We start from the raw sequence: 11,310 nt of genomic DNA, 5'->3' as shown, positions 1-11,310 counted from the left end.
GATAGTGGGTAAATCAATCTCAACAATAAAGAGGGCCACGAGAGAGCTGTGTAAATACGGAGCAGTTGAAAGGACTCCACGATTCAGGAAGGACGGAGGGCAAACCTCAAATTTATATAAAATAGTTCCTTGTAATTTTGAAGAAATATCAATAAGTGAAGCTGAAAACAAAGTGGAACAAGACCAGCTTGAAATGTGTGAGATACTCCAGGAGGATATTTCTTTTTCAGTACTTGAAGCTAATGAACCGGCTCGTGCATGCAAGACTCTATAGATAAAAATGAGCAGGATAACAGAGAGCCAAAAGACGATGAAAACAATTCCTTTGAAGAACCAGAGGTAAATACTATTTGTAACTTGGAAAATGTACATATTTTCAATGAAACTACAGAAAACACAGCCAACCGCTTTAAACTAAGTAAATACATGATTAGTACAAAAAACAGAGTGTCATATTGGTTTGAGTCTCGCATTTTTAAGAAAAATGAACCGGGGGGAGGTCATGGGCGACCCCCCAGGAACTTATCCATTTAACTAGGGTTACTGAAAAAGAAAGTATGTATATTTATGCAGTAATGGTTTGGTGGCTGTGTGTGTTAGGGATTCTGTTTCAAGGTTAAAAATATGGGTAAGTCCGTGACAGCATATAATAGGATGAAGTGTGGGTGTAATTGACAAATAATTTAATTGTGCTTGGGAAGAATTTTAAATTTTCATAAAAATATTTGGAGGATTTGTATAATTTTAGTAGAATATAAATAATAGTGATTATGGCTATACCACGTAACCCTCCAAAAGGATATTCGAACATGTATAGATGAAGTCTCATTATAACATGCGTACATATTTAACGAGCGTTCTACTCCTATGAAAAAATTCAAACGCCTTATGGCCTTGGTAATTTTGACAGTGGTGCTTATCTCACCATTTCCGTCATCTGTTCAAAATGACAATCAAGTGCTGGCACTGAACAACAATCTGGGTTTGACCCCACCCATGGGTTGGAACAGTTGGAACATCTTTGGCGGTGACATCAATGAAGATAAAATCAAACAAATTGCAGATGCAATGGTTACAACAGGAATGAAGGATGCAGGCTATGAGTATGTCAATCTTGATGACAATTGGATGGCAAACCCAGCCCGTGACGCCAATGGAAAACTTATTCCTGATCCTAAACGTTTTCCTAGCGGAATGAAAGCTTTAGGGGATTATATTCATTCAAAAGGGTTAAAATTCGGAATTTATGGTGACAGGGGAGTGACCACTTGTTGCAATATTCCTCAGAGTGGAAGTCAGGGGTATGAGGAACAAGATGCAGCAACTTTTGCTTCCTGGGGTGTAGATTATTTGAAATATGATAACTGCGCTTCAGACAGTAATTTGAAGGCAGGCTACGAAAAAATGCAAAATGCTCTTTTGAAAACAGGACGACCTATTTTTTACAGTATATGCTGCTGGTATTTTGTAGGTCCATGGATGGTAGATTGCGGTAATTCTTGGAGAACAACAGGAGATATTAGTGACGACTGGGGAAGCATTACAAAGAATATAGATGTAAACTCAAAGTCAGCCGCTTACGCAGGTCCGGGCCATTGGAATGATCCGGATATGTTAGAAGTTGGTAATGGTAAAATGACAGATACGGAATACAAAGCGCATTTCAGTATGTGGTGTATGATGGCAGCTCCTCTTATTGCCGGAAATGATCTTAGGAATATGACTACTGCTACCAAAGACATTCTTACCAACAAAGAAGTCATTGCTATTGACCAAGACGCTGCAGGAGTGCAGGGAACTAAGGTAAGTACTTCGGGAGAACTTGAAGTGTGGTGTAAACCTCTAGGGACGGATGTAACTACCAAGGCAGTTACACTCTTGAATCGAGGAGTTACTTCGGCAGATATTACAGTCAATTGGAGTGATATAAAGCTTGCCGATGGTTCTGCCACTGTTCGTGATCTATGGGAGCATAAGGATTGCGGCACGTTCGATACGGGGTATACAGCCAATGTTCCTTCCCATGGAGTGGTGGTACTAAAAGTTCAAGCAGGCTCCACCGAAACTCCCATAATGTATGGTGATGTTGATGGAAGTGGCGTGATCGATGCACTGGATTATTCATTAGTTAAACGGTATTTGTTGGGCCAGATTTCCGAATTTCCTGCTTCAAATAGCAAACAGGCTGCCGATGTTGATGTGACGGTCAAATAACAGCACTGGATTTCTCATTAATCAAGCAATATTTGCTAAGGGCTATTAATAAATTTCAGCTACCTTTAAATAAATAAAGTAATGGAAGAAATTGAAAATATCTTAAAAATAAACAAAGCCTGTTACGAAGAAGAGTGGAGAAGTTTGATGAAATTAGATATTATTCACATAATACCTCAACGGACATGATATGTCTGGATATGGATAGCAATAAAGATGTACAATAACGCTTTACAACCGAAAAAACTCACGATCTATATGCAACCGTATCCGGTCTAATGAAAAGGTCTTGAGGAACAGAATAAAAGCTTATAAGGGGCTATGCATTAATTAATGCGATAGCCCCTTTCTGCTGAATATATTGGTGTTGTGATCAGGGGCGAGCTGATTTCTTACATCTTAGTTAACGCCAACTGCATTAAATGCAGCATTTACAGTTTGTACCTCAGTGCTTGATGTACCGTATAAATCAGCAGCGGCTTGTGCTGCATGAGCTTTAAGGTTACTGAAAGTTTCATTAGAAGTTATGTAATAGACAATTGCACGATAGAAAATATTACCTAGTTTTTCGTTTCCTATTCCGTTTACAGTGACTCCATAATGTGTTCCACCGTTTGCGATCAAATAAGCAGCTTTATTAATTATACCACTGTTAGTATGTACTCCTCCGTAATCAGAAGTTCCTGTGTATCGGTTGCTGTAATGATCAGGATCTCCATATAATGTAGGGTTGGCCAATGAGCGCAGTGCATCGCCTTGTGTAGAAGGAGTGTATATATCTTCACCCATTAGCCAGTCAGGATTATTGTTGTCATAGTATTCAACAAGTGTTCCAAAGATATCTGAAAGAGCCTCACTGATAGCGCCTGATTGGTTTTGATAAACCAAATCATCTTCGCTATCGGTAACTGCATGTGTTAGCTCATGTGCTACAACATCCAGACCACCGCTTAGCGGAATAAATGTTGAACCGTCACCATCGCCGTAAACCATTTGAGATCCATTCCAGAAAGCATTATTGTAATTGCTATCATAGTGCGCTGTAGACTTGATGACAGCTCCTGAGTTATCATAGCTGTTCCTTTCATACTTATTTAAATAATAGTCGTAGGTTTTTGCCGCATTATAATGTGCATCAACCATTGCTCTATCTGTGGAATCGTTGAAGATGTTATCGGTGCTATACCATAAAGTGCCCGGTAACGATTTGCTATTTTTCGTATTATAGGTAAATATTCCCTTACCTCGAGTATTGTCCTGTAGATAATAACGGGATGAGGAATAAGTTGCATTGATGGTCCTTGTATTCCCTAAAACTCCAATTCCTGTAGCTGTTGTGTTTGTGCCTGTAACGGTTTCGATTTTATTGTATTTATTCACTACACTGCCTGTAACTGCATCTACAAAATAATACCAGTTGCCAGGTTCAGGCGAAAGAAAATTGAGTTTAACCAGATATGTATAAGAATCATTATAAATTACCAGTTCAGAGGTTGGTTGAACATCTTCGTATTTCGGCACAAAACCAAGGTCAGCCTCTGCTGTTTTTATTGCATAATCACTTTTCACTACTATACTTTTTTTAAGATTTACAGCATTATCAAGATTTGATACAGACGCACCTGACAAGCTTTTAAGTATACCATTTTTGTCAATTATAGCTTTTTGAGTGTATCCGAAAACTGGTATGCCATTATACACCTGTTGTAGTCTAATAAGTCTTGTACCATGGCTGTCACTGAATTTTGAGTTGATTTTAAATGCTTTTTCGGCATTCGAATTGAGTTTGAATTTATTGATATTTTTATTGAGATACCCGTAAATAATTTGTTCATCACTCTTGTCTGAAACAGAAGTGAGATCGCCAGTTATAAAATCAGGTGTTCCTAATTTTTCATTTATTATGTTAAATTGATCGTTTATAGTGCCAAAGTCCTGATCATTTGCTGCAAAGGCACTTATAGTGTTAAGTAACAATATTGCTGTTATTAAAATATACGCCGAAATATTTTTTTTCATTTTGTATTTCCCCTCTCATAAGAAATTTGTTTTTTAAGTTTTTGTATTTTTGTTTATTAATTAAATATGAAGGCTTCAAATATCCTCAATTATCAGACATGCATAGTCACAAATGAGGTTATGGGGCCTTGCTAAGTTGTTTGGTGATCTGATGCTATTCACGTTATCCCTCCTCTCAAATTTCTTTTTATCTAAAAACACAATGGTGTTTTGATGCGGAAGTGCGGTTACCGTAATAATTTAAAATACTGCTGAAATAAAGATAATGCTTTGTCAATTCATTTATATAATCAAGACCAACATCATTGTTGGTTTCGAGAACAATACAGTTCTAAACAAGTACGATATACAACACAACTATGGGCTTGCTTTCCGATAAATTTTGTGAAACAAAAAGGCCAAGATTCCTTCTACTGTAGTAGAAAGAAAGCTCAGCCTCGAGTTCTTCTCGTTAACTTTTTATGTAAGGTATTCGGTCTATATATATTATTATACATATTTGTTAAATATTTGCAATAGTTTTTCTTAAAAAAGTAATCAATCGTTTACTGCAATTATTATAATAAATGTTTATATATTGTAAAAAGTTGACCGAATTATTTGCAAAATAAACTACATAAGGAGAAGTTATGTCTAAAACTATAAAAAAAATAATATCAGTTATTACTTTATCAACTTTTATAGTCTCCCTGAGTATTATTAGTAATATTAATATTTCTAATAATGCAAACTTGGTATCAGACCTCTTAAAATCTCGGGCCTAAAATTTGCACCACATTAAGTACACGAAAAGCTACGGAAATTCTCGGTAGCGAATTGGTACATATATCCACCGCAATAAGGACACGATTCAATTTTTCCGTTTTCATCATAACCAAGTTCTTTTAATCATTTTTCATTACTTTGTAAAATAAATAGAGAAAACTTTTGAAGATTTAATTGAGAATAGATGAAGGTTTTGTTAAGAGAAAATGAAGAATGAAATATATGAGGTTAATAAAAAATATTGACAAAAGCACTCCTGTGAAATAACATAGTAAACAGATAGGAATAGTGTAAATTACGATGAAAGGAAGAGTAAGTTAAAGTAGATCTACAGAGAGAAATCCTCATAGGCTGGAAGGGATTTAAGGTTAATATTAACTGAAATGTATCCTTGAGTACTGGATTGAAGTATAGTAGACTCCAGCGGCTACACCCGTTATAGTGTTGAGGTATTTTAGTACCGAAAGTGGTGAGAAGCCGGATTTTGCGTCCGGTAAACAGAGTGGAACCGCGGAATTAACTTCTGCCTCTGAATCGGGGGAGGGTTTTTTATGCGAAAATAAACAACAATCTTATATTTTTAAGGGTGTTAAGCATGATTGAGGTGACAAATAAATGAATCTTAACTGGCAATTTATAATGGATAGCTTGCCACTTTACCGGGAAGCAGGATGGACAACACTAAAACTCGGATTTTTGGGTATATTGATTTCTTTAATAATTGGTTTTGTATGCAGCATTGTTCTGTACTTCAAGGTTAAAGTGTTAAAATCAATTGTTCAAGTTTATATCGAGTTATCACGCAATACTCCGTTGCTTATACAGTTGTTCTTCTTATACTTCGGGCTTACAAAACTGGGGATCGCCCTAAGTGAGAATGCATGTGCCATTATTGGTTTGTCTTTCTTAGGAGGAAGCTATATGGCGGAGGCCTACAGAAGCGGTTTGGAAGCTATAAGTAAGACACAGATTGAATCTGGCCTTAGCATAGGGCTTAACAAAGCTCAGCTTGTGAGATATGTGATTTTTCCCCAGGCATTTTCAGTTAGTATGCCTTCGTTAGGTGCAAATTGTATTTTTTTGCTGAAAGAAACCTCTATAGTAGGAGCCATTTCAGTGGTTGACCTTATGAATATAACAAAGGACCTAATAGGTATGTATTATCAAACCTTTGAAGCCCTGTTCATGTTGGTGGCTGTATATGTAGTCATAATTTTGCCTTTATCATTACTACTAACATGGTTGGAAAGGAAGGTGCGGTATGCAGAGTTTGGGAATTAGTGTGCTTTTTAAGGGAATGAATATGCAGCGCCTTTTTGACGGCTTGCTAGTAACAGCAAAGATAGCTTTTATTTCAATTGTTATAGGATCGTTTCTAGGAATAGTTTTAGGAGTTATCTGGACATCAAAGTCAAAATGGATACGTTCGGTTTGTCGAATATATTTAGAAGTGTTTAGAATAATACCGATTCTTGTTTGGTTGTTTATTATGTATTTTGGAGTTACTACCGCGTTAAATCTACATGTAAGTGGAGAGATCACTTCTATTATTGTATTTACTCTTTGGGGTGCTGCCGAAATGGGGGATATCGTAAGAGGTGCATTGGAATCGCTGCCAAAACATCAGATTGAGTCTGGAAAGGCAATAGGGCTTAGTTTCTGGGGACTTTACAGGTACATTCTAATACCACAGGCAATAAGGAGAATGTTACCGGGTGCCATAAATTTGGCTACAAGGATGGTTAAGACTACCTCTCTGGTAGTTTTGATAGGAGTTATAGATGTTATAAAGGTAGGCCAGCAGATCATAGAGTTTTCACGTTTAGAGGTGCCTACAGCATCCTTTTGGGTTTATGGTTTCGTATTTATACTTTATTTTATAATTTGTTATCCACTTTCAATGTTAGCTAAGAGGTTAGAAAATAAGTGGAATGGATAGGGAGGTTATCATGGATAAGGGGAGCAACGAAGTATTGCTTGAAATAATGGGTTTACACAAAGAATATGACGGGATAACGGCACTAGAGAATATAAATCTCAGTATAAAAAAAGGAGAAGTTGTTGTTGCTTTAGGACCGTCAGGGTGTGGAAAGAGTACTCTCTTACGATGTCTCAATGGCCTCGAAAGTATTCAAGGGGGAGATATAAAATTCAGGAATAAAAGTCTTATCAATAAAGATGTGAACTGGCAGGAAATCCGCCAGCATATAGGGATGGTATTCCAGAGCTATGATTTATTTCCGCATATGACAGTCATGGAAAATATCCTTTTAGGCCCTATTAAAGTACAAAAGAGAAATAAATTTGAGGTGATGGAGCAGGCAAAGCAGCTATTAGACAGGGTAGGATTACTCGAGCGACTGAACTCATATCCTCGTCAGCTTTCAGGTGGTCAGAAGCAGAGAATAGCTATTGTAAGGGCTTTGTGTATGAATCCTGACATTATGTTATTTGATGAGGTTACCGCATCACTTGATCCTGAAATGGTAAGAGAGGTTTTAGAAGTCATATTGGGACTGGCGAAGCAGGGGATGACAATGGTTATTGTAACTCATGAAATGTCATTTGCCCAGGCTGTTGCCGATAAGATAGTGTTTATTGATAAAGGCAGTATATGTGAAATATCAGAGCCAGATGTATTTTTTACAAACCCAGAGACAGAACGTGCTAAGCACTTCTTAAATATATTTCAATATTAAATAAAAATGAGAGGAATGATTGCATGATTAAGATTAAAAGAATTATCCCATTAGCAGTAAGTGTAGTATTAGCATTGGGGGTACTGGCAGGCTGCAGTGCAAGTACAAATACTTCAAATGCGAAGAGTTCAATTGATGAAATAAAAGAGCGAGGTACAATTAAGATTGGTGTATTCAGCGATAAGAACCCATTTGGTTACGTGGATGCAAATGGCAAGAATCAAGGTTTTGATGTATATATTGCCAAAAGATTTGCAAAAGATTTACTAGGAGATGAATCAAAGGTTGAATTTGTATTGGTAGATGCAGCAAGCAGAGTTGCATACTTGGAATCAAACAAGGTTGATATAATAATGGCGAACTTTACGGTTACAGACGAAAGAAAACAAAAGGTAGATTTTGCAAATCCATATATGAAAGTTTCCCTTGGAATAGTGTCTCCAGACAGTGCTCTTATTAACTCAATTGATCAACTAAAGGGTAAGAAAGCTATTGTCGCTAAAGGAACAACCGCTGAGACATATTTAACAAAGAATTATCCTGACATAGAACAACTAAAGTTTGAACAATATACAGAAATATTTGAAGCATTAAAAGACGGGCGTGGTACTGCTATAGTTAACGACAACACTGAAGTAATAGCATGGGCAAAACAGAATCCTGGGTTCACTGTTGGTGTACCATCATTGGGAGGTCAGGATACAATAGCGCCTGCTGTAAAGAAAGGAAATAAAGAGCTCCTCGATTGGATTAATAATGAACTCACTGCCCTCGGAAAAGAGAATTTTATACATAAAGCTTATGATGTTACATTAGCAGATGTATACGGGGAAGATTACAAAGAGAGTCTTGTTATAGAGGGTGGAAAATAAGAATAACTAGATGAAATAAGAATATAGCCCAATGATTTGCTGGATATACTCCCCAATGGTATATAAGTTCTGTTTTAAAATAACTTATACCGGAAGGGGAGCATTTTCATGATCAAATAAAACTTCATAATGCAGTAGTAAACGTACGTTTTATAATTATAAGTACTTTAAAATAAAGGATACACTTGATAAAATAATTTGCACTAAGATATTTAAATTCTCTTCATAAAGAAAATGTCAACTCTTAATAATCATAGATAACACTCGGATTGCAGTTTTACTAAATTTGTTATAGAAGTTTTGAACCCAGAACACCCACTATGTAAACATGACCTTTTCGAAGCATGTAAGTGTTTTGGGAAAATATCGTTAAGAATGATAAAATACATTACAATCAAAATAAATATTAATACACCTAAAGGAGGGGTTCAGTATGAATTGTCGGATATGCTTATTACTATGGCAAACCAGAGCGCAAAGTTATGCTGGGGGTTGATGGTGACTGTATCGGGCAGAATTTTATTGAGGCCTTTGCTTGCTGCGAAAGTGTTGCTAATAAAATTAAAATGTAGTTCAAAAACGGTAAACTAGTTGACAGCACTGAATTAACTGTCAAAATTAAGAATACGGAAAAAGATATTAGTATTAACACATTTCCGTTAAATTGGGGCAGTATAAAAAAGGGTTTGTCATAATAATTGACGACATAACTGAGGTCAAAAAACTACAAAAGGAACTAATTCGAAGTGAAAAGTTGGCTTCATTGGGAGAATTGTCATCTGGTGTTGCTCATGAAATACGAAATCCTCTCGGTATAATTAAAGCCATAGAACAAACAATGAGCAATCATGAAGCCGTTAAAGAGCTTGACTTTGGAATACCATAAATATTATAGCATATCAAATCTTGCATGCGACTTTAACAAATAAAATATTATCGACAAAGAGAGAAAAAAGGGATATAATGTGTAAAATGTAAACGGTGGTGATTAGATGCTAGAGAATTTTACAAAGAAAATCACTAATGAGATCATTTTAAATGTTTCGGGAATTTCAGAAGAAAAAGCAGAACAAATTGATTACGGACAGTATATGGCTTTTGCAGATGGTTTGAAATTACTTGCAGTATTAGTTGCTGCTTTAATTCTGGGACAATTAAAGTATGCAATAGTTGCTGTTATTGTGTTTTCAATAAATAAATCTTACTTGGGCGGTGTACATGCTAAAATCCAAATCGGATGTGTGATTACCCACTTTACATTCATATTTGGTACCGTATACCTGGCACAGATTATTAATATAAAATTTCTAAATATAGTTTTATTCGCTTTATCAGGAATTTTGACATTTATATATGCACCTGCAGATCTGGAGTCAAAACCTATTGTTACTGAAAGAAGAAAACGGGAGTTAAGGATAAAGAGTAGTATTTTATTGGTGACATGCTTTGTAATTACACTGATAGTTCCCAATATTTACTCAAATATTATTTCGGTGATAACAATAATATTAACTGTTAACATTACACCAATAGTGTATAAAATAACAAATAATAAGAGGGGTGGGATAATTACATGAAGGGAAAAATCAAATTATTGGTATTGACTGTTCTATCTCTAGTTGGAGTATTTGCAGCTACTGCATCTGCAGGTGCCTGTTGGCTCTGGTCCTATTATCAAAAAGAATGCCCTAAATCATTACTCAAATAAGCAAAAAAGGCTGTTAAGCCTCTTTTGTTATTGTTAGTACTTGAGAGAATATCATATTACTTTCATCAAAAAAAGTTGAACTTAGAATGTTTTAACCCGTCTCCTCGATCTTTACCTTTAGATGATTTTTTTACATTAGGAATTTTATCGCATTCATTATCTATTCTAATTGTAAGGTTATTGTCCGTACTTATTATTTGCATATCAAATTTTAGTTTTCCGTTAGTTAAAACTTCTTCTAGTGCATTGTCAAGATAAATGCCTATTACCTCGCACAAATCTGAAATTTTTATATATGGAATAGAATCAACAATACCAATAATTTTTAAATTGATTTTTACTCCATTGCTTTTGGCAAAGTCATTTTAGATGATATTAGTCCAAATACCCTGAAAGAAATGGGCAAAATTGAAAAGACAATATTCATCCTCGATTACATATCCAATGAAGCCTTACGCCGTAGGATTCAGAAAGGACTTAACAAGGGTGAAGCTACAAATGCACTGGCAAGAGCTATATTTTTTGGGAAACGTGGGGAACTGCATGAAAAAGCATTGAAAGATCAACTGCAAAGAGCAAGTGCCCTGAATATAATCATCAATGCTATAACCGTATGGAACACTGTGTATCTTGAAAAAGCTATAGGATATCTGAAGGAGAAAAATACCCTGACAGAAGAGCTGCTTAATTATATCTCTCCTTTGGATTGAAAGCATATTAATTTCTTAGGCGAATACACTTTTAACATGAAAACATTAAACCACTGACTAATCTACGATCACTGAATGAACCTAGCAATTTGAATATTCCTTAGCGTACAAATTTAAGCAAAATTTAATGGGTATGAAGCTTAGCGTACGATTTTTACAAAAATCTGCCCATACCCCTAATTGTCACACATGTATTGTAATGCTACAATATCACAGAGTAAACAAATGATAATATGGTTAAACTTTTTTAATTTTATCAAGGCTCCATGACTATAAAAGTCATGGGGCCTTAACAATTACTACTGAAAAAATGGAGGCTTATA

The 11,310-nt window shown here is 35.7% G+C and carries 12 protein-coding genes, 2 pseudogenes and 1 other annotated feature; of the genes and pseudogenes, 12 read left to right on the top strand and 2 right to left on the bottom strand.

The genetic code is table 11. The features are described from left to right. From L323_RS41770 to L323_RS42020, 4 genes and pseudogenes are all read left to right on the top strand, one after another. A pseudogene (locus L323_RS41770) lies at window positions 1-274 on the top strand (helix-turn-helix domain-containing protein); the annotation flags it as partial. Further along, window positions 259-534, top strand: coding sequence for a hypothetical protein (locus L323_RS41765; RefSeq protein WP_242835310.1), 276 nt, complete (start codon window positions 259-261; stop codon window positions 532-534). The pseudogene L323_RS41770 and the gene L323_RS41765, both read left to right, overlap by 16 nt. Window positions 535-867: 333 nt before the next feature. Then, entirely contained in the window at window positions 868-2,214 is a 1,347-nt protein-coding gene (locus L323_RS0120960) for a dockerin type I domain-containing protein (RefSeq protein WP_242835309.1), read from the top strand. Then, entirely contained in the window at window positions 2,211-2,291 is an 81-nt protein-coding gene (locus L323_RS42020; protein WP_347498880.1) for a hypothetical protein, read from the top strand. The genes L323_RS0120960 and L323_RS42020 overlap by 4 nt, the downstream gene beginning before the upstream one ends. A gap of 322 nt (window positions 2,292-2,613) precedes the next feature. Here the strand turns inward: L323_RS42020 and L323_RS34850 are convergent, their stop codons facing one another. Continuing rightward, entirely contained in the window at window positions 2,614-4,233 is a 1,620-nt protein-coding gene (locus tag L323_RS34850; RefSeq protein WP_020816310.1) for a M4 family metallopeptidase, read from the bottom strand. A 1,056-nt stretch (window positions 4,234-5,289) separates the two neighbouring features. Beyond that, window positions 5,290-5,532 (top strand) — a binding site (T-box leader). An 81-nt stretch (window positions 5,533-5,613) separates the two neighbouring features. Here L323_RS34850 and L323_RS34845 point away from each other — a divergent pair. The 7 genes from L323_RS34845 to L323_RS41955 all read left to right on the top strand — a co-directional run bounded on the left by L323_RS34845 (window position 5,614) and on the right by L323_RS41955 (window position 10,277). Beyond that, window positions 5,614-6,279 carry an amino acid ABC transporter permease gene (locus tag L323_RS34845; RefSeq protein WP_020816309.1) on the top strand — a complete coding sequence of 222 codons (666 nt, stop codon included), beginning with the start codon at window positions 5,614-5,616 and terminating at the stop codon, window positions 6,277-6,279. Then, window positions 6,260-6,937 (top strand): amino acid ABC transporter permease, encoded by a 678-nt coding sequence (locus L323_RS34840; RefSeq protein WP_020816308.1) that lies wholly within the window; start codon window positions 6,260-6,262, stop codon window positions 6,935-6,937. The genes L323_RS34845 and L323_RS34840 overlap by 20 nt, the downstream gene beginning before the upstream one ends. 10 nt (window positions 6,938-6,947) lie before the next feature. Further along, window positions 6,948-7,697 (top strand): amino acid ABC transporter ATP-binding protein, encoded by a 750-nt coding sequence (locus tag L323_RS34835; protein WP_020816307.1) that lies wholly within the window; start codon window positions 6,948-6,950, stop codon window positions 7,695-7,697. Window positions 7,698-7,720: 23 nt separating this feature from the next. Further along, on the top strand, window positions 7,721-8,569 hold the full coding sequence (locus L323_RS34830) for a cysteine ABC transporter substrate-binding protein (protein ID WP_020816306.1): 849 nt from the start codon (window positions 7,721-7,723) through the stop codon (window positions 8,567-8,569). 754 nt (window positions 8,570-9,323) lie between these two features. Continuing rightward, window positions 9,324-9,455, top strand: a complete 132-nt coding sequence (locus L323_RS41960) for a hypothetical protein (RefSeq protein ID WP_278244987.1) — start codon at window positions 9,324-9,326, stop codon at window positions 9,453-9,455. A gap of 106 nt (window positions 9,456-9,561) precedes the next feature. Continuing rightward, window positions 9,562-10,146 carry an accessory gene regulator ArgB-like protein gene (locus L323_RS34815; protein WP_020816303.1) on the top strand — a complete coding sequence of 195 codons (585 nt, stop codon included), beginning with the start codon at window positions 9,562-9,564 and terminating at the stop codon, window positions 10,144-10,146. Further along, window positions 10,143-10,277 carry an AgrD family cyclic lactone autoinducer peptide gene (locus L323_RS41955; RefSeq protein WP_020816302.1) on the top strand — a complete coding sequence of 45 codons (135 nt, stop codon included), beginning with the start codon at window positions 10,143-10,145 and terminating at the stop codon, window positions 10,275-10,277. The genes L323_RS34815 and L323_RS41955 overlap by 4 nt, the downstream gene beginning before the upstream one ends. Window positions 10,278-10,342: 65 nt before the next feature. Here the strand turns inward: L323_RS41955 and L323_RS41760 are convergent, their stop codons facing one another. Next, window positions 10,343-10,555 (bottom strand): GHKL domain-containing protein, encoded by a 213-nt coding sequence (locus L323_RS41760; protein WP_242835308.1) that lies wholly within the window; start codon window positions 10,553-10,555, stop codon window positions 10,343-10,345. Window positions 10,556-10,666: 111 nt separating this feature from the next. Here L323_RS41760 and L323_RS34810 point away from each other — a divergent pair. Continuing rightward, a pseudogene (locus L323_RS34810) lies at window positions 10,667-11,091 on the top strand (Tn3 family transposase); the annotation flags it as partial. Window positions 11,092-11,310 lie beyond the last annotated feature (219 nt).

Origin of the sequence: Ruminiclostridium papyrosolvens C7 (genome assembly GCF_000421965.1) — a bacterium.
In the GTDB taxonomy this organism is placed as follows: domain Bacteria; phylum Bacillota; class Clostridia; order Acetivibrionales; family DSM-1351; genus Ruminiclostridium; species Ruminiclostridium papyrosolvens_A.
Note: the sequence above shows the minus strand (reverse complement) of the source record. Positions and strands in the feature narration are given on the sequence as shown.